General features: G+C 41.3%; 21 protein-coding genes and 1 tRNA gene. 11 read left to right on the plus strand and 11 right to left on the minus strand.

Annotated features, from left to right (window positions below; translation table 11 throughout):
- Nucleotides 1-181: 181 nt before the first annotated feature.
- Entirely contained in the window at nt 182-841 is a 660-nt protein-coding gene (locus SJY28_RS00175) for a YcxB family protein (RefSeq protein ID WP_101206317.1), read from the plus strand.
- A gap of 266 nt (nt 842-1,107) precedes the next feature.
- A complete protein-coding gene (locus SJY28_RS00180; RefSeq protein WP_379543015.1) occupies nt 1,108-1,593 on the plus strand; it encodes a Dps family protein in 486 nt (161 codons plus the stop codon).
- A 118-nt stretch (nt 1,594-1,711) separates the two neighbouring features.
- Here the strand turns inward: SJY28_RS00180 and SJY28_RS00185 are convergent, their stop codons facing one another.
- The 3 genes from SJY28_RS00185 to SJY28_RS00195 form a co-directional block, all read right to left on the minus strand.
- Nucleotides 1,712-2,416 carry a DUF2057 family protein gene (locus SJY28_RS00185; protein WP_379543016.1) on the minus strand — a complete coding sequence of 235 codons (705 nt, stop codon included), beginning with the start codon at nt 2,414-2,416 and terminating at the stop codon, nt 1,712-1,714.
- A gap of 102 nt (nt 2,417-2,518) precedes the next feature.
- Nucleotides 2,519-3,322 carry a DnaA regulatory inactivator Hda gene (hda, locus tag SJY28_RS00190; protein ID WP_298809424.1) on the minus strand — a complete coding sequence of 268 codons (804 nt, stop codon included), beginning with the start codon at nt 3,320-3,322 and terminating at the stop codon, nt 2,519-2,521.
- A gap of 328 nt (nt 3,323-3,650) precedes the next feature.
- Entirely contained in the window at nt 3,651-4,757 is a 1,107-nt protein-coding gene (locus tag SJY28_RS00195; protein ID WP_160022555.1) for an AI-2E family transporter, read from the minus strand.
- 502 nt (nt 4,758-5,259) lie between these two features.
- On the opposite strand from SJY28_RS00195, the gene purM reads away from it, so the two are divergent.
- Nucleotides 5,260-6,321, plus strand: a complete 1,062-nt coding sequence (purM, locus tag SJY28_RS00200; protein ID WP_379543017.1) for a phosphoribosylformylglycinamidine cyclo-ligase — start codon at nt 5,260-5,262, stop codon at nt 6,319-6,321.
- The gene (gene purN / locus SJY28_RS00205; RefSeq protein WP_379543018.1) at nt 6,321-7,013 is read left to right on the plus strand and encodes a phosphoribosylglycinamide formyltransferase; all 693 of its coding nucleotides are present in this window, start codon (nt 6,321-6,323) and stop codon (nt 7,011-7,013) included. The genes purM and purN overlap by 1 nt, the downstream gene beginning before the upstream one ends.
- A gap of 171 nt (nt 7,014-7,184) precedes the next feature.
- Here purN and SJY28_RS00210 read toward each other — a convergent pair whose 3' ends face one another.
- Nucleotides 7,185-8,558 (minus strand): NAD-dependent succinate-semialdehyde dehydrogenase, encoded by a 1,374-nt coding sequence (locus SJY28_RS00210; RefSeq protein ID WP_165598107.1) that lies wholly within the window; start codon nt 8,556-8,558, stop codon nt 7,185-7,187.
- A gap of 402 nt (nt 8,559-8,960) precedes the next feature.
- Nucleotides 8,961-9,950 (minus strand): LysR family transcriptional regulator, encoded by a 990-nt coding sequence (locus SJY28_RS00215; RefSeq protein WP_379544873.1) that lies wholly within the window; start codon nt 9,948-9,950, stop codon nt 8,961-8,963.
- A 698-nt stretch (nt 9,951-10,648) separates the two neighbouring features.
- On the opposite strand from SJY28_RS00215, the gene SJY28_RS00220 reads away from it, so the two are divergent.
- Both SJY28_RS00220 and SJY28_RS00225 read left to right on the plus strand, forming a co-directional pair.
- Entirely contained in the window at nt 10,649-12,235 is a 1,587-nt protein-coding gene (locus SJY28_RS00220; protein ID WP_101206309.1) for an isocitrate lyase, read from the plus strand.
- A gap of 153 nt (nt 12,236-12,388) precedes the next feature.
- A complete protein-coding gene (locus SJY28_RS00225; protein ID WP_339343454.1) occupies nt 12,389-13,993 on the plus strand; it encodes a CYTH and CHAD domain-containing protein in 1,605 nt (534 codons plus the stop codon).
- 147 nt (nt 13,994-14,140) lie between these two features.
- Here the strand turns inward: SJY28_RS00225 and SJY28_RS00230 are convergent, their stop codons facing one another.
- Nucleotides 14,141-14,656, minus strand: coding sequence for a L,D-transpeptidase family protein (locus tag SJY28_RS00230; RefSeq protein WP_379543019.1), 516 nt, complete (start codon nt 14,654-14,656; stop codon nt 14,141-14,143).
- Between the two features lie 140 nt (nt 14,657-14,796).
- On the opposite strand from SJY28_RS00230, the gene SJY28_RS00235 reads away from it, so the two are divergent.
- Nucleotides 14,797-16,065, plus strand: a complete 1,269-nt coding sequence (locus SJY28_RS00235; RefSeq protein ID WP_379543020.1) for a hypothetical protein — start codon at nt 14,797-14,799, stop codon at nt 16,063-16,065.
- Nucleotides 16,066-16,210: 145 nt separating this feature from the next.
- Here the strand turns inward: SJY28_RS00235 and SJY28_RS00240 are convergent, their stop codons facing one another.
- A complete protein-coding gene (locus tag SJY28_RS00240; RefSeq protein WP_057761167.1) occupies nt 16,211-17,449 on the minus strand; it encodes an argininosuccinate synthase in 1,239 nt (412 codons plus the stop codon).
- 335 nt (nt 17,450-17,784) lie between these two features.
- On the opposite strand from SJY28_RS00240, the gene pyrC reads away from it, so the two are divergent.
- From pyrC to SJY28_RS00260, 4 genes are all read left to right on the plus strand, one after another.
- Nucleotides 17,785-18,855: a dihydroorotase gene (pyrC, locus tag SJY28_RS00245; RefSeq protein ID WP_101206305.1), complete on the plus strand. Its 1,071-nt coding sequence runs from the start codon at nt 17,785-17,787 to the stop codon at nt 18,853-18,855.
- 291 nt (nt 18,856-19,146) lie between these two features.
- Nucleotides 19,147-19,806, plus strand: a complete 660-nt coding sequence (rnt, locus tag SJY28_RS00250; protein ID WP_379544874.1) for a ribonuclease T — start codon at nt 19,147-19,149, stop codon at nt 19,804-19,806.
- Between the two features lie 280 nt (nt 19,807-20,086).
- Nucleotides 20,087-20,284 carry a hypothetical protein gene (locus tag SJY28_RS00255; RefSeq protein WP_134292217.1) on the plus strand — a complete coding sequence of 66 codons (198 nt, stop codon included), beginning with the start codon at nt 20,087-20,089 and terminating at the stop codon, nt 20,282-20,284.
- A gap of 52 nt (nt 20,285-20,336) precedes the next feature.
- Nucleotides 20,337-20,412 (plus strand) — tRNA-Glu (locus SJY28_RS00260).
- Nucleotides 20,413-20,650: 238 nt separating this feature from the next.
- Here the strand turns inward: SJY28_RS00260 and SJY28_RS00265 are convergent.
- The 4 genes from SJY28_RS00265 to eno form a co-directional block, all read right to left on the minus strand.
- Nucleotides 20,651-21,259 carry a BLUF domain-containing protein gene (locus SJY28_RS00265; protein ID WP_201608401.1) on the minus strand — a complete coding sequence of 203 codons (609 nt, stop codon included), beginning with the start codon at nt 21,257-21,259 and terminating at the stop codon, nt 20,651-20,653.
- Nucleotides 21,260-21,690: 431 nt separating this feature from the next.
- A complete protein-coding gene (gene ispD, locus SJY28_RS00270; RefSeq protein ID WP_379543021.1) occupies nt 21,691-22,419 on the minus strand; it encodes a 2-C-methyl-D-erythritol 4-phosphate cytidylyltransferase in 729 nt (242 codons plus the stop codon).
- Nucleotides 22,420-22,587: 168 nt separating this feature from the next.
- Nucleotides 22,588-22,896, minus strand: coding sequence for a septum formation initiator family protein (locus SJY28_RS00275; protein WP_057761172.1), 309 nt, complete (start codon nt 22,894-22,896; stop codon nt 22,588-22,590).
- 166 nt (nt 22,897-23,062) lie between these two features.
- Nucleotides 23,063-24,379: a phosphopyruvate hydratase gene (gene eno / locus SJY28_RS00280; RefSeq protein ID WP_057761174.1), complete on the minus strand. Its 1,317-nt coding sequence runs from the start codon at nt 24,377-24,379 to the stop codon at nt 23,063-23,065.
- Nucleotides 24,380-24,687: the final 308 nt, after the last annotated feature.

Below are 24,687 nucleotides of genomic sequence, written 5' to 3' on the forward strand. Positions count from 1 at the left end.
TTGAACTACGTCATTAATATGACATCTATCCGTGAACAGTCTTGCTTATATGTTTCATTTAGGAGTACTTTTCGGTAAGATAAGCGCATACCTTTATTCACTTCTAGCCAAGTACAGCATTGCTGCTTCGCTTTGGCAGTTTTAATCCAACGCTTTTAATATAAGTATTTGAGAAACCTTTATGGCCCTGTACCCCTACACGCTCCAACCTGTCGCCTTAAACCTAACTGAGGCTGAATTTCACCAAGCACAGTATGAACTGTTTGCCAGTGCCAGCCCGTCTTTTGGTTTATCAAGCTTTAAGACCAAAGAGTGGATCATCATGGCCGTGGTTGTGGTACTCGCTATTGCAGGACTTATCTTTGTCACAGGCTATTCAACCATTATATTTTGGTTAATGCTGGTTGGTGTGGTGATTTATCTATTGGCACGTACTTTAGGTTTTAAATGGTACGTAAAAAGAGAGTTTGACAAACAAGTGGCTGACCAAGAGATGCCAGATGAAATGCGCCAGATGAAGTTAGGTGTGCAAAAGCATGGTCTAGTCATGGCGATGCCAAGCAACCAGCCTGATATGATGAAAAACTCGCAAATGCGCGGTATGCAGATGCGTGCAGGCGCTACTCAACAAGCGGTTATTCCTTGGACCTCTATCAAGAGCTGGGACGAGACTGACGACTATATCTTTATGATGTTTGAGCTAAAAGGTCAACAAGGTAGCCAAATCGTACCAAAACGCTTGCAAGCACAGAAGTTTCCTATCGATACGATACGTCAACACTTACAAGAAGTGGTTCCTGTAAAAGGCTTAAACCCTGAAAACTTGCAGCCACCAGCGTAAATGTAATGAGGTCTCTCTATCGTTTAGAGAAATAGTAGAGAGACTTAATTTTAGTTTTATAAAATCAATCGTAGAATTGTATTTATTAAACTTAACTTATTAATGATAGTTTGCTATTATTATAAGCATCAAAGGAAGAGATGGAGTCTATATTGATAGGTACAGATGAAAACTGAATTATCTTTCTCTGTATTTTAATTTATTAGAGTCTTTATTCTTCTTTATTTATTATTGTATAACTACACTCACACTATAAGGACAATACTATGAGTAATTCTAATAATGCTACTAACCAGATCGGTCTAGAAAAAGCAGACATGAGCGAAGTCATCGCCAAGTTAAACAATCTACTATCAACATATCACGTGTTTTATTTAAACGTACGTGGCTATCATTGGAATGTAAAGGGTGAGCATTTCTTTACTTTACATCCACAATTTGAAGAACTGTATACGTCACTACAGGTCCAAATCGATGAAATTGCTGAGCGCATTTTAACGTTGGGTGGTACACCACTTCACGCTTATAGCGATTTTACACAGCATACTAGCATCAGTGAAGATAAAAATGTTAAAGATGGCACAAGCTGTGTCAAAGGCGTAGTCACTGGCTTGCAAGCGTTAATTACAGAACAGCGTCAAGTATCAGCCCTAGCAGAAGAGAGCGAAGACCAAGGTTCAGCTGACCTAGTTGATGCTTACGTACAAGAGCAAGAGAAACTGGTATGGATGTATAACGCGTTTTTGGGTTAATAGTCGTTAGATTTTACTAGGCTAAATTTTAATAAGCCTAATGATTATCAAATTCTAAATAATAAAAAAGCACCTAATTAGGTGCTTTTTTATTGTCTATCTTTTAGAAAAGACTGTTTTATTTTTGGATCCATTGACGCATTTTTTCACGTTCAGCAGGCGTAGCTTGTAGCCATACTTGCATAAACGTATCTAACGTACTAGTAGAAGTATTTACGCTAGATGCTTGCTTAACAGTGGTCGTGCCAGTGTTGACGTTGCTAGTAGAATTTACTACTGGTTGATCTAAAGAAGCGATAGCACGTTGGTTCTGTAACTCTGCATCACCTGCACCGCCGAACACGCCGCCTAGCGCTTTACCAAGGCCTGAAAATAGACCACCTTGGTTACCGGCCATACTTTGCTGGCTAGCAATGACAGTATTGTTTTGTTGCACAGCGAGCGTAGGCTGCTTGGCATATTCTCTAGCAGCTTCATAATCTTCTGGTTGATTAGGCATAGTCAAACGATATGTTTGATTGTCGGCTAATTGTGCCGTCACACTGACATTACCTGAACGCAAATAATCATGCTCATCACGACGCAAGTTATATAAACGGTCATACTTAGCAGTAATAGCATGTTGTCCAGGCTGTAACGTAAATGTTTTTTGTAGCGGCTGAAAAGCGCTCTGCTGAATTTCCTGCCCATTAATAGCAGTTACTTTGATATGGTCATCAACCTGTAGAGTAACCGCTGCCTGTGACAACATAGAAACCGAGGCAGCCCCCACCAACAACGTGCCTATCGTTAATTTCTTTAGCAAAAAAGTATTCGATTTCATAAGTTATTCCATTAATAGTAAAAGCGAGTTGGACAAAGTATTTGTATTCTTACAATTGTTCATTTTTTGCTGCTAAAAGTCTTACTGCTAAGAGTCTTGCTGCTAAAAATCAAGTGGCATCGTATGTTGGTCTTGATCAGGCGTGTCGTTATCTACTTGCGTCTCTTGAGCGATATCCGCCAGCTCCGCGGCAAGCGTCTGCTCATCAATGGTACGCAAAGCATCACTTATGACTGCTTTTGAGATATTACTGCGACCAAGGTTAGAAAACATTGGTTGAATATAATTAAGTACTTCCATCATCGCACCAATACGATGCGGTCCATCGGTCAGTAAGTGGTCAATAATTCGATCGTCAAACTGCCATCCACGCCGACGCAAAATAGACTGTAATAATGCTTGTCTATCTGCCAAATCATGACCAGTAGGCACTTTGAAGGACGGTGCTTGTGCCAAACGCGTCATTAAATCTCTTAACTGAAATGGTAAGTCGTCGGCTGGTTTATTGGCGGCAAACAATAACTGGCGCTGTCCTTCTCGGCTACGATTGATCAGGTGAAATAAAGCTTCTTGCCACTGACTGCTTTGCTCAAGCACTTCCAAATCATCAATAGCAATCAAATCAAAGTTTTCTAACGATGATAGTACGTGGACATCTGTATGAATCAGCTCATTGAGGGACAAACAGATAGCCGACTTGTCCATTTCGATAAATGACTCGCAAATAGCAGACAGCAAATGGGACTTACCTGTAGCAGGGCTACCAAACAGATATAGTTGACCGATCAGGCCGACATGTAACTGCCGTACTGCATCAATAATCGACATCCAACCGGGACCGGCAAAGTCGCTGAGACTTGCATCATGCTTAATGTCCAGATTGAGACTTAGCTGTGCTTCTGCCATGAATCATCAACTCGTGTTGCGTAGTGCAATGGAAAAATACAATAAAAAAGATAGGTTACTTTGAGCTGTATTCATTACTATCAATACTAGCCGATACAACTGTAATTAGTGGCCCTATAGCCTTTGCAAAAATCGGTCAGTCGCTTTATCGAAAACAAATTTAGGAAAGCTGGTACCAAAACGGTTGATACTATTAACACTGCGCCTATATATAACATATTTACAAAATGACTGACAAGTCTTTTACCCATTAAGCCTTATCAATCATTGCGTTCATATCCTAGTATTGCATATCAATATTTATCTAGCATGTTCAATAATAAGATAATTATCTTTTTTCAAACAGTGCCAGTTGTTTACGGCCTTTATAAAAGTCAGTCGTTCGATAATAGCTGTATAAATGGCGGAACAACACATTTAAGACAGCGGACACTGGTAAGGCAATAAGCATACCGACAAAACCTAATAGACTTGCACCTGCCAATACAGCGAATATGACCCACAATGGCGATAGACCAATCTTATCACCTAACAGCAATGGTTGTAGGATATAACCTTCTGCAGCTTGTCCAATCAAGAACGCACCTACGACCAATGATAAATACGTCCAGTCCAATCCGAACTGAAATAAGCACGCGATAATAGCCGCGATAAAACCAATACCGAATCCTAAGTAAGGCACAAAACTGGCAATGCCTGCTACCATACCAATGATAAGCCCAAGCTCCAATCCAATGAGCTGTAACTGTACGGCATAAATAGCGCCTAGCAACACCATCACCAGTAATTGACCTTTGATAAATGCCATCAATGCCAGATCACATTCCTTAGCTATTTCAGTCACTTTTTGACAGTAAGCACCTGGTATCGCCATCTTCCAGTTATGCAAACGCTGATCCCAATTAAATAGGAAATAAAAGGTCAAAATAGGTACCAATACAATAAGGCCAGCATTATTGATGAAGTTCATACTTGAGGTCAGTATTTGGCTCATCATGGTGCTAGCATCAGCGAACTTATAGTTCGTTTGCATATAATCGACGAGGGTATCGGAAAACTCTTTAGATTCTAATTGAGGCAGTTTGATACGAGTATTACTATTGAACCACTCTCTTACTACTTGGTTGTACCAATTAAATATCTTTGGCAAATAATCCCAAGCCGCTTGCAACTGATGCCATAGTGTCGGTACCAACCACCATAATAATAACGCCATCCCCAAAGTAATCGTCGAGTAAACAATAATAATCGCGACCCAGCGCTTGATATATTTTGATAGGCGCTTGACTAGAGGATTAAATAGATAAGCTAGCATAAAGGCAAAAACAAAAGGCACGATGACGGGCATCATCAAATATAAGAGAAACACAGCCACAACTAACGCCACGACAATAAATAAACGCCGAAAAAAAGGGTCTATTGGTTGGTTCATCATGGCAAGTAATCCTATAGTTGGACGAGGTTAAAAAAGTGACAGTGAGTCAGTGAGTAATAGTATTTTCTAAAAAAATAAATGCAGTCATCACGATGTGTCACTAGGCGAATTGCTTTTTTCTCATTAGTTTTAGCTAGCTAAACTGAGACGTATCAAAGTCCCAAAAAAAATCTTATTTTTGATAAACTTTTGTTTAGTATTTTTTATTCTATCAATCACATTTGAACTTGTATTAAGGCCATTATTGACAACAAATTTAGCGTTCTATTATCGCAGAGTACAACAAAAAATCAGTCATTTTTTGTTTCTTAACCGCTTATTTGCCACTTAATGCAAATCTTAGTCAAATATTGGTAAGTTGCTTTGCGAGTACGGTCTGTTTTTGGGTATAATGCGCGCACTGTCTTTAAATTTTTCTTTTGAACTTTATAACGCTGTTTTTTGCGTGCTCAATTACTTTACCTTCTAATCCCAATTATCTATCCCCAACTGTGAGATGACTATGAGTGACAAGCCTTCTTTAAGCTACAAAGATGCCGGTGTTGATATCGATGCAGGCGATGCTTTGGTTCAGCGAATCAAGTCCGTTGCAAAAGCCACTACTCGTCCTGAAGTCGTGGGTGGACTTGGCGGTTTTGGTGCGTTATGCCGCATCCCAACAGGTTATACCTCACCATTATTGGTTTCTGGCACTGATGGTGTCGGCACCAAACTAAAACTGGCGCTACAGCTGAACCGTCATGACACGATTGGCATTGATTTGGTCGCAATGTGCGTCAATGACCTATTGGTTTGCGGCGCAGAGCCACTATTCTTCTTAGACTACTATGCAACTGGCAAGCTGGATGTTGATGTAGCGGCGACTGTCGTGACTGGTATTGGTGATGGTTGTAAACTAGCTAACTGTGCGCTTATCGGTGGTGAAACTGCTGAAATGCCAGGCATGTATCAAGACGACGATTACGATCTAGCTGGATTCTGTGTAGGCGTGGTTGAAGAAGCAGAAGTCGTCACTGGTGAAAATGTCGCAGAAGGCGATGTACTGATTGCACTTGCCTCAAGTGGCGCGCACTCAAACGGCTACTCATTGGTTCGTAAAGTCATCGAAGTTAGCGGTGTGGATGTTACGAGTAGCGACGAGCAACTAGACGGTCAGCCTATTCAAGACGCTTTAATGGCTCCTACCCGTATCTATGTAAAAGCAATCAAAACATTACAAGACACGCTTGGTAGCTCAGCCTTACATGCGATGTCACACATCACAGGTGGTGGTCTAACGGATAACTTGCCACGTGTACTACCTGATAATCTAGCGGCTAGCATCGATACCAATAGCTGGCAGTTCTCAGAGCTATTCTCTTGGCTACAGACCCAAGGTAATATCGCACAGAGCGAAATGTACCGTACCTTTAACTGCGGCGTTGGTTTTGTCATCGTTATGCCAAAAGACAAAGCAGATGCCGCTATCCAGATCTTGACTGATGCGGGTGAAACAGCTTGGCAAATAGGTGAAATGGTCAAACGCAGCACTGATGACCAGGCGGATGCAGTGGTGTACCGTTAATGCCAATTGATAATGCGAGCCAGCCTATCAAACCATTACGCATTGCTGTTCTAGTCTCAGGAAGTGGTAGCAACCTGCAAGTATTAATCAATGCCATGCAAGCAGGGGCGCTACCGATTGAAATCGTTGGTGTCATTAGTAACCGTGAAGATGCTTATGCATTGACACGTGCTAAAGATGCCAATATTCCAGTTGCGGTATTGTCACACGTTGCTAGTGGTAAACGTATGGGTATCAAGACATTTGAAACCCATGCCAATAAGCAGCTAATAGCGTGGCAACCTGATTTAATCGTCTTGGCTGGGTTTATGCGTGTACTAAGTGGCTCATTTATCGATAATGTACCAGCGCCCATGATTAATCTTCACCCCTCTCTACTTCCGGTTTATAAGGGTTTAGATACTCACAAACGAGTTATACAAGCGGGTGAACGTCTTCACGGATGTAGTATTCATAAAGTGACCGCGGAGCTTGATGCAGGTCAGGTATTGACTCAAGCAGTATTGAATGTCGATATCAACGACACCGTAAAGAGCTTACAGTCACGGGTACAGAAGCTTGAGCATCAGCTATTACCTTGGACAATCCTACTACTAGCAAAAAATGTATTGTCACTTGAAGCAAATAATACATCATCGGAAACGGAAACTTACTTGCCTAAGTTGCCTCTGCAATTGCTTATAGACGGATAAAAGTCTCAGCTTATTAAGTTGATTTTAATATCAATTTATATAGCTCAATAAAAAGCCCAGCTACTCATTACGAGCAACTGGGCTTTTTTATTTGATAACTATTTATTATTTACTATCATGTAAAATCGTAAATAGTTATTTATTTAGCTAATTCGTCTAATTAGTTCACTCTTAAAATACATGAACTGCTTTGATATTTACAAACTCTTTAATACCGAAGCCGCCATGCTCACGACCATAGCCTGAGTTTTTCACGCCACCAAATGGTAGTGCAGGATTGGCAAGACCATAACCATTGATATAGACCATACCTGTATCGAATTGCTCACGTGCTAAACGAACAGCTTTCTCTTCGTCTTTTGAGAAAATCGCGCCACCTAAACCATAACGACTGTCGTTAGCGATGCGCATTGCATCGTCTTCATCTTTTGCACGAATCAATGAAGCGACAGGGCCAAATAGTTCGTCATCATATGCAGGCTGACCTTTTTCAACGTTCTCTAGGATAGTTGCTGGATAGAAGCTACCTTTACCTTCAGGTACTTTACCGCCAACCGCGATAGTTGCACCTTTAGCCACACTTTGCTCTACTTGCTCATGTAGCTGCTCACGCAAATCTGCACGTGCTAATGGACCGATATCTGAGCTGTCATCCATTGGATCACCCGCTTTAGTACCTTCAAATTTCTCAACAATACGCTTGCGGAATTCATCATATACGCTATCGACTACGATAAAGCGTTTGGCTGCTACACAAGTTTCACCGTTATTGATTAGACGTGCTTGAGTACAAGTCTCTACAGCAGTTTCGATGTCAGCATCTTCTAATACGATAAATGCATCGTTTGAACCTAGCTCTAATACAGCTTTCTTAATCGCCTTAGCTGCTTGCTGTCCAACGATTACACCTGCTTTGTCACTACCTGTTAATGTCACGCCGCGTACTTTGTCGTTGCCAATCAATGCTTCTGACTGGTCATGATCAATGATAATCGTACGGAACAAATCACTTGGTAATTCAGACTCGTGAAGAATTTTTTCAATTAATAGACCAGAACCTGTGACGTTAGATGCGTGTTTTAGCAGAACACTGTTACCCGCCATCAAGTTTGCAATGGTATAACGGAATACCTGATACGCTGGGAAGTTCCAAGGCTGCATGCCGTAGATGATACCGATAGGTTGATACGTCACTAGTCCTTTTTTCATGCTTTCGATATCACGTACATCATCAGCCAAAGAAGCAACGCCGTTTTCAGCAGTGTAATCACAGATAGCTTTGCAAAGATCAATCTCTTGTATGCTTTGGCTATATAACTTACCGCGCTCTTCAGTCATCAGCTTAGCCAGCTCTTCTTTGTATTCCATCAGCTTATCACCGATAGATTTGATGACACGACCGCGCTCTTCGTGACTTACTGTACGCCATTCTAAAAATGCGTTATGTGAAGCATCGACAATCTTGTTGACTTCGTCGTTGCTCATATAATTATAGTTACTGATTTCTTCGCCCGTGGTTGGGTTAATAGTAGTAATGTCTGACATAGTTACTGTCCTTATTATTCGAATTTATATTTGGGATTTATAATCGGGTTTATTGCCACTTGTAGTTGTTTTGCTGTGACAGTTTTAATTATTAAATTTACGTCGATAGCACAATCTATTGGTAGCTCGTTTTCTATCTGCCGTTATCTTAACAAGCTATTTGATGAAGAGTTTTACAATATATTGTGAAGTGTGTTGAAGATGTTAATAGTGTGACTGACTTATTAAGTCTATCTAAATGTAAAATATCAACTATTAATCTCTAGAAAATAAAAAACCAGCCTAACGGCTGGTCTAATAACTATGTAGAGTGGGAGCTAAAGAAAAATACTTTTATTAAAAATTCAGATAATCAGGAATATTCCGCTCTAATAAAAGATAGATTCAACTCACACAAACCAATCAAAACAAATGATTAATAACCGGTATCTCTTGCGGCGAATTTTCTTCTTCAGCAACGACTTGTCGTGCCACATGCATAATTAATTGACGTAACCAGCGATGGGCTGGGTGATGCTGCAACAGAGGAGACCATGCCATCGTAAGCTCAAACTCAGGAATAAAAAACGGCGGATCTTCCATCATAATACTGTCGTTATTTGCCTGCATTCTTGCCACACGCGTGGGCAAAGTCGCTATCAAATCTTTATTTGCTGCAAGCATGGCAGGCATTTGATAATGTCGAGTAAAGACACTAATTTGGCGTTTTTGCCCAAGGCGCTGCAGGGCTTGATCGATAGATCCTAGTCCACCAGATTTCTCTGGATTGACCCCAAAACCCACGCCCATACCAGTTTTAGATACCCAAACGTGCTGTGCTTTTAGATAGTTCTTTAAATTAAAACGATTAGCATAAGGACTGTCAGAAGATAATAGGCAGCTAAAAGTATCACGCCATACCAGAACCTGATGGAAACTTTGAGGTATCTCGTTAAAACGATTAATCGCTAAATCAACTCGTCCCTGCTCCATATCTCGATAAGAGACGTCTGATGGAGTCAAAAAGTCCAAAATTACATTAGGCGCTTCAGAACGTAGTGCTTTTACCAGCTTAGGTACTAGGGTCGCTTCGGCATAATCCGATGTCATAATACGAAACACACGAGAGGTACTATAAGGACGGAATTCGGTACGCGGCTCCAATACTTGAGTCAAGTCAGCGAGTATCTCGCGGATACGCGGCTGTAGCTCAAGGGCGCGTTCAGTCGGGGTCATACCTTCGGATGAGCGTACCAATAATGGATCATTAAACAGCTTACGCAAACGGCGCAAGATATTACTCATAGCAGGCTGAGTAATCCCAAGCTGCTCGGCTGCGCGAGTAACGTTTTTTTCTCGTAGCAACACATCTAGATGGACTAATAAATTTAAATCAACCCGCTGCAAATTCATATTTGGTTCTCTTGGCTTTTGAGTAAACGCCATATTAAGGCTGGCATTTGTAGTGCTGCTACGGTGATTTGTGCGCTGTAACAGCATAATTTCATTATTTTTTACTAATTTGGTTCTAGTTTTTTCTGATAGATACGCATTATAACTCATCCAACCTATCGTAAGACCCTGTTATATAAACATTATATCATACAGAAATACCAAAGATAACTATCATAAATTAGATAAATCTTGGTAAGGTGGTTATAGTGAGTTCTATAAAGGATTTGCAGCATAGAGGACGAACTTTAGGTTCATAAGCTGTTTTCATCCAATTAAATATTGTCGCTAAGTAATATATTAATGGTTTTTATCAGTCGTTAAATACGGTTAATTGACCTGATTATTGTAACATCTCTTGCTACCAATTATGACATCACTGGCTATTAAGTATTCAGACACCTTTTAGACATATACTGAGAATCGATAAATATTTATAAATTAGCAATTATTTTCAACTGTTGAGTTCAGCAAATTTCTTGTAATAGCGTAGCGGTTTGTTTAGGGTAAATAGAGCTTCGATAGATAAATGATAGACCCAATTTTGAATATTACTTTTTAGTACAAAGGTTTTAGTAAAGCGGATTTTAGTAAAACGACAGACCCATTATTTTAACAATTAACTTATTTGTTTTTACACCCCACCAAGGAGACTATAGATGTCAACTGCATATAAATCAGCGATCGACTTAGTACGTGAATTAAAGCAAAAGCACGGCAACTGGCAGAACATTAGCGAAGTTGATGCTGCACGTATGATGTCACAAAACCGTTTCAAAACGGGTTTGGATATCGCAAAATATACTGCAAAAATCATGCGTCAAGACATGGAAGATTATGACAATGATACGTCTCAGTACACGCAGTCTTTAGGTGCATGGCATGGTTTTGTTGCACAACAAACTATGTACGCTAAGAAAAAATATTTCGGTACGACTTCTAAAACTTATATCTACCTTTCAGGTTGGATGGTAGCTGCCCTACGCTCTGAGTTTGGTCCACTACCTGACCAATCTATGCACGAAAAAACATCAGTACCTAAGCTAATCGAAGAAATCTACACCTTCTTGCGTCAAGCAGATGCTAAAGTGTTGAACGACTACTTCCGTGAGCTAAACGCTGCTGAAGAAGCTGGCCAAGATACTTCTGCTATCCTAGAAAAAATCGAAAACTTTGATTCACATGTTGTGCCAATCATCGCTGATATCGATGCAGGTTTCGGTAACGAAGAAGCTACTTACCTATTGACTAAGCAAATGATCGAAGCTGGTGCTTGTGCCATTCAGGTTGAAAACCAAGTATCTGACGCTAAGCAATGTGGTCACCAGGCTGGTAAAGTAACTGTACCGCATGAAGACTTCATCTCTAAGCTAAACGCTATCCGTTATGCATTCCTAGAGCTTGGTGTTGAAGACGGCGTTATCGTTGCTCGTACTGACTCTGAAGGCGCATCACTAACGCAAAAAATTCCAGTATCAAATGAGCCAGGCGATCTTGCTTCTAAATACATCGATTTCATCGAAATGGAAGAAGTAACGCTAGAAAATGCTCAAGAAAACGACAGCCTACTTAAGCATAACGGCAAACTAGTACGCCCAGTTCGTCTACCTAACGGTCTATATCAGTTCCGTGAAGAGACTAACATTGACCGTGTTGTACTTGACTGTGTAACTGCTCTAGAAAACGGCGCTGACCTACTATGGATCGAAACACCGACTCCAGACGTAGAGCACATCAAAATGATGGTTGACCGTATTAAAGAGCAACAGCCTAAAGCCAAGCTTGTATACAACAACAGCCCATCATTCAACTGGACGCTTAACTTCCGTAAGCAAGTTATCGCACAGTGGGAAGAAGAAGGCAAAGACATCTCTGCATACAATAAAGATGACTTAATGAGTGCTGATTATGACGGTACTGAGCTTGATGCTGCCGCTGACGTAGCCGCTAAGAACTTCCAACGTGATGCGTCACGTGAAGCTGGTGTATTCCATCACTTAATCACGCTACCGACTTACCACACGACTGCTCTTAGCGTTCATGAACTTGCTAAAGGCTACTTCGGTGAAGAAGGTATGCTTGCTTATGCAGCTGGCGTACAGCGTAAAGAAATCCGCGAAGGCATCTCTTGTGTTAAGCACCAAGCAATGGCTGGTTCTGACCTTGGCGATGACCACAAAGAAATCTTCTCTGGCGATAACGCACTTAAAGCTGGCGGCGGCAAGAACACAATGAACCAGTTCTAATAACCGACACATTAGCAGTATTTATCAAAAAACCGCCCTACATCATGTAGGGCGGTTTTTTATTGCGGTTTAAATAATCAGAGAATGGTAGACTAATAATTGTTTATCACAACCACCGATCAGAGCCATCAGTCAGAATTATTAGGAGCTAATATGCAAGAGATAGAGCTGAAGTTTTTGGTACCAGAGTCACGGCTAAAGGGTTTAATGCGTCAAACGCACGTTAAATCTTCACAAGTGACACAACTGGCTGCACATTATTACGATACGCCTGACCAACAGCTTGCACAGGCAGGTATCGGTCTGCGTATTCGCAAAGAAGGCGATACATGGGTACAAACCATTAAAGCTGGTGGTGATGGTATCGCGGCACGCTTGGAGCACAATGCTGTACTCGATAATGAGCAAGTACAAGCGATGCTCGATAATAATGAGCTGATACCTGATTTGACAATATATAAAGACACTCCAATCGCTGCAGCATTGGCTGACTTTAAACTCAAAAAGTTAGCGAAAAATCTAACACGACTTTATGTTACTGACGTCGAGCGCACTACGCGGTTGCTAACAGAAAGTAATGAAGATGAAACCGATAACTGTATCGAAATGGCTTACGATAAGGGAGAGATTATTCATGGTACTGATGACTCGCTACGCAAAGCCATTCAAGAGATAGAGTTTGAACTGGTGTCAGGAGATTTAGATTTTCTATTTACGACTGCCAAAACATGGTGCAAGCGCTATAAGCTGTGTCTATCCACCGTTACCAAAGCTGAAAACGGTAGCTTACTTATTAACGGACAAAAACACAGTCCAGCGGTCAACGCAAACCTAAGTCAATTGCAAATAGACAAAGACAGCAGTGCACCTGCCTTTATACGTGCGGTCGTACATAATTGCTTATTGCAGATATTACCAAACAGCAGTGCTATCGTCGCTGGCAGTATAGATGACGATCATATTCTACAGTTGCGGATTGGTATTGATCGCTTGCGTACTGCGTTGAAAGCATTTGCTGACTTCTCTGATGAGATTAACCCTGAATGGCTGCCAATACTAAAGCAAACTGCAACCTTGCTTAGCGATTACTATCAACTTGCTTATATCAATGCACAGATCGAACCTGAGCTACAAGCATGTGGCGCGCCTGCCGTCGACTGGACAGCAGATATTGAAAATATCAAAATCACGCCCATCAATACGCTACAAGCCAATGACTTTCAGATAACCTTGCTAGAGCTGATTGCCTTTACCATGAGCGACCCCAGCATTGAACCTCAGACTGATCAGCTTGCCTGCGATAAGCTAACGAAAGTCCTCTCTAAACAATATAAAAAATGCCTTAAAACCAATAAAAAAGCTGACAAAATAAGTGATGAAGTAAGTGTTGCTGAGCTTGTGAGCGATGACATAGATCTAGATGTAAACACAGACATTGCTGATAATGACCAACCTGAAAGCGAGCTGCTCAATCAGTTAAGAGATTTGCGTTACATCAGTGAATTTTCTACGCCTTTACTAAGTAAGAAAAAAGCTAAAAAGAAAACCAAACGTTGGCTAAAAAGGCTGATAAAAGCGCAAAAAGCGTTAGAACAACTGAACGATGATAATCAATATCAGCAGTTTTATGAATTGAAATCAAAGACAGACGCTAATGCTTTATATGGTGCGGGTTGGTTTACGGCCATACTGACTGATGACCAGAGTCATATTGATGCACGTTTAGCAAAATTTGCGGACAGCTCAACGTTTTGGTAGAAGTTGGAATATTATGTTTATGACGGATACTGCTTTCATAAAGTAAAACTGCCCCATAAAAAAGACAGCTTGTTATATAGCAGACTGTCTTTTTTTATTGCGTTGAAATAGTCTCTGTCAGCGCCATGGCTAAATGTACAACATGTCCTAATTAGCAATAATAGTAACAGGTATACCCTCTTCTACTTGCTCAAACAATTCTACAATATCTTCATTACGCATACGGATACAGCCATGTGATAGCGGAATACTCATTGGTTCAGTATCTGGTGTGCCGTGAATATAGATATAGCGCTCATAAGTATCGCAGCCACCTTGGCCATTGCTACCTTTGTTTAACCCTTCTTCAAGACCGCTTAACCAAAGAATACGGCTCAATATCCAGTCACGCTTGGGATGTAGCTCACCAAGATTGGCATCATATATCTCACCTGTCGGCACACGCCCGACAAATACCGCATTCATAGGCTCGCTACCACCTATTTTTTGTTCAATGACATGCCTACCGAGCGGCGTGCAACCACTATCCTGCTGACTACCAATACCATTTTTTGCAGTGGAGACTACATATTGTGCAACCTCAGTTTGCTGCTGGTACAGCGTTAATGTTTGCTCAGCGATATTAATCACGAGTTGTTTATCAAGCGTCTTATTATTGGTCATAAATGCTTCCGACTATCTGTCATTCATCAGATTACTATCAAGGTTATTAGTAAAATGATTGAAAATTTCTATTATCAAGGGATTGTATCAAGACATTTGGCACCGTAATATAGGGGCACACTTTTTGATGCTAGCAGATTATGACGACTATTTCACCGACACGTGTGTCGATGTATGATTTTTTATATCATGATACCCAGCCTATGCTGTCACTTTTGGCCGATGCGGCACAGCTCTCTCTACCGCAAGCTCGCTTAGGAATGGATGCCAGTCTACAAGCCATCGTAAGTGCGCTGCTCGCCTATCAGCAGCGTCATCAGGGACAGGCAGTCAGCAAAAAGCTGTTTGGTCGTGGTGCTGTCAAAGAGTTACGACAGTATAACTCAATGAACTTTGCAACCATTAGCGCCACACTCTACCATCGTCACGATGCGGCAGATGCCGTATTTAGTGATAACGCTCGTGTCATAAAGGCAAGCGAACATATCGCTGAGAAGATTGATGCAACGACGCAGCAGGCTCAAACTCTACTCACCTCTTTATGCGTGATTGTGCTGCGTGAATTGGCTATCCTGACAGAATACAGTCAACTAGACAGTGATGAGATCAATAAATGGTTTGCACTACAACCACAGTTTTTATCAGCGGCCCGATTTAGCCCAGAGCATGCGCATACCTCATCTTCTGAGACAGAAAGCAATAGTGACCTGCCCCAATCAACTACTGAAGCTGTTGAAGCGATAGAAAACAACTCAGAGAATAATGCGGAGCGTACGTTATTAAATGCTGAACAGCTATCAAGCACTCCACCTTCTTTTGATCCTTACTGGTATGAGCTGACCGGATTCAAGCCTGAAAATTATGAACCTGTGCAAGACATGCAAATGGCGACAGGCAATTACCTAAAAGCCATTGGACGCTCACCAGACAATCTACAGCAAGGTCGTCACAACGATATGCTAGTATTTACCGAGATGCATGCCGTTGCCTTACCACATCAACGCTGGCTGCTACAATTAGCCAAAATCTCAGATATCTATCTTAGCCGAAATCGACTGCGCGTTAACTCTGAACCAGCCAATCCGCCTAAACCGCCTTTAGTAAGTTTGGGGTTAATCGGCGGCAATAACGACAATACACCGACCACCACTAGTGAAAAGCCCATCGAATATGAGGCTTCCACACCGCTATGGAAAAATCCTGTCATTCTTATCATCATACTTGTCGTCGGTGTCCTTGGTGCGCTCGCTACCTTAAAGTACCAATCGCAAAAATCTGACGGTGCGATCCTGGCAACTGAAGAAGTATTAGAACAAGATGCTATTGATGAGCGGCAACAGCAAGATGTGGCCATTGTAATGGTAGACGAAGATGAATCTGACGTTGTAGAGACAGAAAAAGCTGAATAAAAAGATTTACTGTTAAGACAGCCACTCTCAAAGTAATGGTTTTATTAGTAAGTTATTAGCCATAAAAAAAGAGGCTCTACATTAATAGAGCCTCTTTTTTGTTGTGCGATCTAAGTTACGGATTGGCTATAAGTAGCCTAAAAAATTACTTAGATAAATCGCGACCACGGCTAGCTTCGATAGCTAAACGTAGACCATTTAGACGGATAAAGCCTTCTGCGTCTTTTTGATCATAAGCGCCCGCATCATCTTCGAAAGTGGCGATTTTTTCATCAAATAATGAATCGTCAGATTTACGACCAACAACGCTCACGCTACCTTTATACAGTTTTACACGTACAGTACCGTTGACGTATTCTTGTGATTTGTCAATCAATGCTTGTAGCATCATACGCTCAGGGCTGAACCAATAGCCATTGTAGATGATTTTTGCGTAGCGTGGCATTAGCTCATCTTTTAGATGGGCAGCTTCACGATCAAGCGTTAGTGATTCGATACCGCGATGTGCTTTTAGCATAATCGTGCCCGCTGGCGTCTCGTAGCAACCACGTGACTTCATGCCGACGTAACGGTTTTCAACGATATCTAAACGGCCGATGCCATGTTTGCCGCCGATTTCATTCAGCTTAATCATGACTTCATAAGGCTTAAGCGCTTCGCCATCGATAGCAACGATGTCGCCTTTTTCGTATTCTAGTTCTAGATACTGTGCTTCATCAGGTGCTTCTTCTGGGCTGACAGACCAGCGCCACATGTCATCTTCTGCTTCAGTATACGGTTCTTCTAGAACACCGCCTTCATAAGAGATGTGTAGTAAGTTAGCATCCATTGAGTAAGGAGATTTTTTCTTATTGCCCGCATAATCGATTGCGATATCATGCTCTTCAGCATATTTCATCAAGCTTTCGCGGCTTGATAGATCCCACTCACGCCAAGGGGCAATAGTCACTACGTCTGGTGACAAAGCGACAGCACCTAGCTCAAAACGAACTTGGTCATTGCCTTTACCAGTCGCACCATGACTGATAGCATCGGCGTTGTGCTCTTTAGCAATCTCAACCAAACGCTTGGCAATCAATGGACGAGCAATAGACGTACCTAATAAGTACTCACCTTCGTAAATGGCATTAGCACGGAACATAGGGAATACATAATCACGAGCGAACTCTTCGCGCAAATCTTCGATATGGATATGCTTGATACCCATTGCTTGAGCTTTGGCTCGTGCTGGCTCAACTTCTTCGCCTTGACCGATATCAGCGGTAAAGGTAATTACTTCCGCATCATAAGTTTCTTGTAGCCATTTAGCGATGATTGAGGTATCAAGACCACCTGAATAAGCCAAGACGATTTTATTGATATTTTTTGGATCAAGTTGAGCCATGAATAACTCCCATTATGAAATATAGTTTTAGAAAAGGCGACGATCAAATCGAAAGCAAGTCGAACGATAATTACCTGCTCAGTGTACATCATATTTACTATGGGCAAAAGTCTAACTGCCATAAGGCGTACGCTTTTGACTTAAATTCTAGTCAACCTCATTTTTGCCACCAAAATTTAAACATCATTTAACGACAAGATATTAATCTTAGCTCAATGAATTATGTACAGATATCTAGCCTTATATTTAGTCAAGTGGGCAAATCTGTTATGATAGACCCACAGTATTACTCCCTTTTGTTTCCTTTATTTGACGATATAGAGCGCTTTGACACTATGACTGATTCGATTAGAGAATTGACCATCCTTCAGCCAGATGACTGGCATATTCATTTGCGTGACGATCTCGCTTTGAGCACGACCGTACCTCATGCAGCAAGCAGCTTCAACCGTGTCATCTGTATGCCAAACCTTGTGCCTCCAGTCAAAAATGCGCAGGATGCTATTGCTTACCGCGCACGTATCATGGAGCAATTAGCAGCAAGTGATTTAAGTCTTGAGCGCAAGTCAGCTTTTGATCCGCGTATGACTCTATATTTAACGGATAATACCACTGCCCAAGATATCGAGTTGGCAGCGCAGTCAGGTATCGTACAAGCTGTCAAACTCTACCCTGCTGGAGCGACTACCAACTCCGCAGATGGCGTCACCAATATTAATGCCTGCGTCGATGTCTTTGAAGCATTAGAGAAGTACAATTTGCCATTGCTAATTCATGGTGAAGTGACCCAAGACCATATAGATATCTTTGATCGTGAAAAACGTTTCTTAGATGAAGTATTGGCTCAAATTATCGTGAAATTCCCTACGTTGAAAATAGTAGTAGAGCACATCACTACCAGCGATGCGGCAGATTTTGTATTGTCACAAGGTAACCATGTTGCTGCCACTATTACGCCGCAGCATTTGATGTTTAACCGCAATCATTTATTGGTTGGTGGCATCAAACCGCACTTTTATTGCCTACCTATTTTAAAGCGTGAGAGCCACCAAAAAGTGCTATTAGATGTGGCCACTAGTGGTAATCCAAAGTTCTTCTTGGGTACCGACTCTGCACCGCATGCGACAGACAAAAAAGAAGCCGCTTGTGGCTGTGCCGGTTGCTATAGTGCAGCCACGGCGCTGCCTTTGTATGCGACCGCCTTTGATAGTGTTGGAAAAATAGATAAGCTTGAAGGTTTCGCTAGTCGTTTTGGCGCTCAGTTCTACGGTTTACCTCTAAATGAAAGCACTATCACGCTTGTCAACACGCCTATGCAAGTACCGACTGACTATCCTTATTTTGATGGTGCATCATTGACGCCCTTGATGGCAGGTGAGACGCTACCTTGGTCGATTAAGGCTTAACGCCCGCAAAGCTTAGCATTCAATAAATGACCTATTATTTTATCCTATGATACTAATGATACCTTTGTAGTAGATTTCTTTGTATTAAAGGTGCAGTTAGTATCATAGGATGCTTATTTCTTATTCAATATATTAGTACGACTGATAAAAGTGATTTAACTTTATATGATTAATCAAAACATAGCGACCTTGCCTGACGAAGACTTATCAAACCCTAAATCTGCTAGTCCTGATGCTACTCTAAGCACTTCTGCTGAAGGTGCAGCTTCAGTGACAGATGAGCAAGCGCCTATGGCCTTAAAAGACCGCTTTCGCAAGTTCTTGCCTGTTGTCGTCGACGTGGAAACAGCAGGTTTCAACGCCCAGACCGATGCACTGTTAGAAATTGCCTGTATCCCTGTCTTACTGAATGAGCAAGGTATATTTTATCCAGGTGAAGCTTTCAACGCTCATATCGAGCCTTTTGAAGGCGCAAACTTAGAGCCAAGTGCGCTTGCCTTTACGGGTATTGATCCTAAAAACCCAATGCGCAAAGCCATTGCTGAAGATGAAAAAACAGCATTGCGCCGCATATTTAAAGGGTTAAAAGACGTACGCCGTGACGAAGAATGCCGTCAATGTGTCTTAATTGGGCACAATGCCCATTTTGACTTGGCTTTTTTAAATGCAGCTGTGCTACGAACCAATAGTAAAAACCACAATCCATTTCATAACTTTTCAGTATTTGATACCGTCACCTTATCAGCATTGGCATTTGGTCAAACTGTCTTAGCACGTGCTTGTAAAGCAGCAGGGTTAGAGTTTGATGGTAAGAATGCTCACTCAGCTCTGTATGACACTCAAAAGACTGCTGAACTATTCTGTCATATACTGAATAACTACCCTATGTTAGCCAATGCGCTGCATAATGAAGACGCGAAAGAAGAGTCAGCTGATAGCGACAGTCAATAAGTCACATATCCTATATTGCCAATCATACATAATAGTGCTATTTGTAATACTTGATGACTTTGACATCTTGATTTGGCAATCAATAGGGATATGATTGATATCATAATAAATAGACGGAACTATTTATTGATTACAGATGTGGTTGTTTTATTCGATATAAATAACGGTCTGATGATAAAATATCACTCTTAAACGATGTAGTTATATCCTATAGATGGTTCAAGTTGCTCACACTGTCTTGATAGTAGGTATTATCAAGATTAATAGGAGGGACTTTATTATGGATCCACAGCTCAAGTTATGGGGCACCATTCTCGGTTATATGCTGCTTGCATTGACGATTAGCGCCTGTACTTCTTTATGGATTCGCTATCATTTAAAGCGAAATGACCTACATCCTCGTCGCGCAATTAAAAAAAGATATTTAATTTTAAAAAGACGTAGAAAAAGGCTTGACAGGAAGCGCCGACGCTATTAAAATACGCACCACTTCAGCATAAATGGTGAAAGCAGTTGAAGTGTTGTTACTAGTCCCCATCGTCTAGAGGCCTAGGACACCGCCCTTTCACGGCGGTAACGGGGGTTCGAATCCCCCTGGGGACGCCACTATTTGGCGTCACTTGTTAGCACTATTGCTTAGCATTAGATTAGACTAACAAGCGTACCACCAAAACCCAGTTCATAATTTATTATGAACTGGGTTTTTTTATGTCTCTCATTAAAAGCCAACTTATTCTTTTGAATAAAAAAGCCAGCATCAATTGAATGCTGGCTTTTTTATTTAGTTGTCTTATTAATTATAAATATAGCTTGGCTCAATGGGTACTTTATTCATATCTATCGATTACAGCAGTAACCATAGCAACGTAGCCACTATCATCAATCCTAATATCGTCTGGATTAAAAAGAACGCTTGATGCTGCCCTACAACTTTACTTAAAGTCACCCCTAGCGTACTATATTTGACAGGAGGCGTATCAACGTTACCTGTTCTCGTTTGCTCTTCATAGTAGCCCTGCAACACGTCCAAGAACTTCTGCCACTCATTAGAATCCCACTCATACGGCTTGAATGGCATTAACTTTTTAAGCTCAGGCTCTTTAGTCATCCAACGCTCAAGGGTAATCGAACGTAATGACCAACTGGCAAAACGACGTTTGGTAATTTCAGAAAAATCTAAAATCTTTAATTCTTTATGTCGATCATCTACCAACAAACGATTTTTTAGATTGGTTAGTGCCTGCTCTGAGCCTTCGACACACTGCAAAAAGTAGCCATTGCCATAGCAAAGAATACCCGTGACATTATCTATTTGATTGCGTTCAACCGCGGTCTCTGAGATATCATTAAGCGTGCTAGGACTTGAAAGACCAGTAGAGGTAATCCGGCTTATATATACAAGCTGGCAGAGATCTGTCGTTACTGGATTTGTTGAATCGTTGATTGTTGACAATCAGCTTCTCCCTATTATCAGGTAAATGTCGCTAAAACAATCATACTAACTTCAGAAAAAATATAGAGACAACATAACTAAGCGTAATGAATCGGTCTGATATATTATTGATTTTATAAGTTTTTATATTAATTGTATTAAGTTAGTTACATCATAGGTTAGTTTGGTCATTAAAGCAACCTATTACTGGACATAGGCCCGCTCAGAAACAAAAAACATATGTAATAACCATATTATATTCCAAAGTAGATTATATATATTCTCGGTATAGGTTTTAGTAATAGATTATTTCTGAATTCATTAATTTTTAAGAATAGTACAGAGAAGTCTAACGAGGATATAGTGGCTACTGAAGCCATAATTCTTATCATGGCCACCATTAAGTATAAAAGGAGTAAAACTGATGCTCGTTAGCGGAAGCAGAGTTGAAACTAAGACTGAAGCGCCATAATCGCTGTTAACAGTACCGCATCATCAGGATAGGTCAGTTTCATATTCTGGCGACTACCAGAGACTAAGCGTATTGGAAAACCTAGTTGTTCAAAAGCACTGGCTTCATCTGTGATGCTTAGCTGATGTTCAAACACATGATTTAGGACTTTTTTTAATTGACCTAAGCGGAATACTTGCGGGGTTTGTGCTTGCCACATATTGCTACGATCAATAGTAGATTTGGTATAAGAATGTGGACGACTCTCTTCTGTATTTGTAGCTTGCTGATAGGAAGCTTTTAACGTATCGGCCACTGGTGTCGCTAGAATAGCGCCGTAAGGCTCCAGCATCGCTGCTTCAATCACTTGATCGATATCTACATTCGGTACAGCGGGACGTGCTGCATCGTGAATAAGCACCAAATCTGAATCATCAGCGCCTGTCTGACTAATTGCTTCAACGCCTGCTTGTACTGACTGCCAACGCTCTGCTCCGCCAACTGCATAGCGTACAGGAAGTGCAAACTCTAATTGTTGAGCCGTGCTGTCATTGGCTGATATGACCAATAGACACTTATCGATGTAATCGCTACAAGCAAGTCGTGCCACGCTTTGCTGCAACAGCGTCTGACCTTCTAGCATTGTATATTGCTTGGCGATAGACGCACCAAAACGGCTGCCGCGACCAGCTGCGACAATCATGGCATGTATATTAGGGGTTGTATTCATAGTAGTGTACTCATGGTTTGAGCCCATGACAGTATATGTAAAGAGGAATAAAGCAGGTGTTAAGTATAATGAATGGTGTCAGGTAACAACATTATAATGCTACGTCATGAAAATTAAGTCATGCCGTGAAAAATAGTCTATTTGTAAGAGCCAGTATATTCGTAATAGCTAATAGTTGCTGTGCGTGGTTGGTGCGGTGGATACTTGGACAAAAGTCTCATTGGGTTTGATTAAACCTAAATCTAAGCGAGCATGCTCTTCTACGGCCTCAAGTCCCGTTTTTAAATCTTGAACATCGGTGCGTAGTAAGTTGTTTGCTGCAACTTGATTGTCATTCAAACGTTGTTGCTCTTCAATTTGAGCTGTCAACTTGTTATGTTCAAAACGGCCATTTTCACCCAACCAATACTGATATTGCAATCCTAAAAGCACTGCAACGGCTAAAGCAAGTAGTATAAATTGGCTAAAATATTTCATAAGGTGATAACGCCAAACGGTATAAAAGAGGATAGTAAAGTTTAAGCTGATTAGGCGATATACAAATGATTATATATCGCCTAAGTATTGACTTCAGCTGATGAGTCTAGGCTTTTTAGCGTACATTACTTAACGCATATTACGCGCCAAAGAGCCAGTCAGACGCTTAGCCACGTAGACCGATAAACTCTTCACGGCCACGATAGCTTGCACGTACTTGCTGCTCAATACGTAGCAATTGGTTGTACTTCGCTACGCGGTCTGAACGGCATAGTGAGCCAGTTTTGATCTGACCTGCCGCTGTACCAACTGCCAAATCTGCAATGGTGCTGTCTTCAGTTTCACCTGAACGATGTGAAATGATAGTTGCATAGCCATTTTTCTTAGCCATATAAATCGCATCTAGCGTTTCTGACAAAGTGCCAATTTGGTTAAATTTAATCAAAATAGCATTGGCAATATGCTTATCAATACCTTCTTGCAAGATCGCAGGATTGGTCACAAACAAATCATCACCAACCAATTGGACTTTATCGCCAATCTGCTCGGTCAAATACTTCCAGCCATCCCAATCCGACTCATCAAGACCGTCTTCGATAGAGATAATCGGATACTGACGTGCCAGCCCAACTAGATAGTCTGAGAACCCTTGGCTATCAAAGGCTTTATTGCCTTCGCCTGCCAAAACGTATTGACCATTTTTGTAAAACTCACTAGCCGCACAATCTAGCGCAAGATGAATATCTTCACCAGCTTTGTAGCCGACTTGTTCAATCGCTTGCATAATAACCGTGATGGCTTCTTCGTTACTACGTAGGTTCGGTGCAAAACCACCTTCATCACCAACGGCAGTATTTAAGCCTTGCGATTTCAACACAGACTTTAAGCTATGGAAAATTTCTGTACCAGCACGCAGCGCTTCTGAGAAGCTTGTGAAGCCCACAGGCTCAATCATAAACTCTTGGATATCAACTGTGTTGTCCGCGTGCTCACCACCGTTCAAGATGTTCATCATCGGCACAGGCATGGTCAACGACGTTTGATTACGTAGATTGGCAATGTACTGATGTAATGGTAGATTCTGTGACTTGGCTGCCGCTTTGGCTGTCGCAAGTGACACAGCTAGCATAGCATTAGCACCCAAGCTTTCTTTGTTTTCTGTACCATCTAGCGCAATCATGGCATCATCAATGGCCTGTTGCTCAGTCACATCTTTGTCAATCAAGGCACTGCGAATTTGACTGTTGACATTAGAAACGGCTTTTTTGACGCCTTTACCCATAAAGCGGGTCTTGTCGCCATCACGTAGCTCAAGCGCTTCACGTGAGCCTGTTGATGCGCCACTTGGAGCAGCAGCACGGCCGACAGTACCGTCAGCTAAGATAACATCAGCTTCGATAGTTGGGTTGCCGCGCGAGTCTAAAATTTCACGAGCGCGAATGTCTTTAATTGCGGTGACGTTGTTGGTTTCTTCAGCGTACATAATGTCTGTTAATTCCTTTGGTCATGCCAAGTTTGTGAGATAAGTAACGGCAGCTAGCATACAAAAAAGATAAAGCAAAATATCATATAGCGCATAGTCCTAAAAACCCTTTATACCTTTCTATCTTGTGGCTATCGTTACCTAGCAATTAGAAGGATATAAAGCAGATTAATAGTCGGCTATAGTGCTTGGCATCATAGCATATATTTTACCAAACTTCCCTTATCTTACACCGACTTGCCGTCATAAAAAAAATCTTAGAGATACATATATGCGATGGCTATCTGTTTTATATTTATAGAAGCATT

Origin of the sequence: Psychrobacter sp. R86515 (genome assembly GCF_042466315.1) — a bacterium.
GTDB lineage: Bacteria > Pseudomonadota > Gammaproteobacteria > Pseudomonadales > Moraxellaceae > Psychrobacter.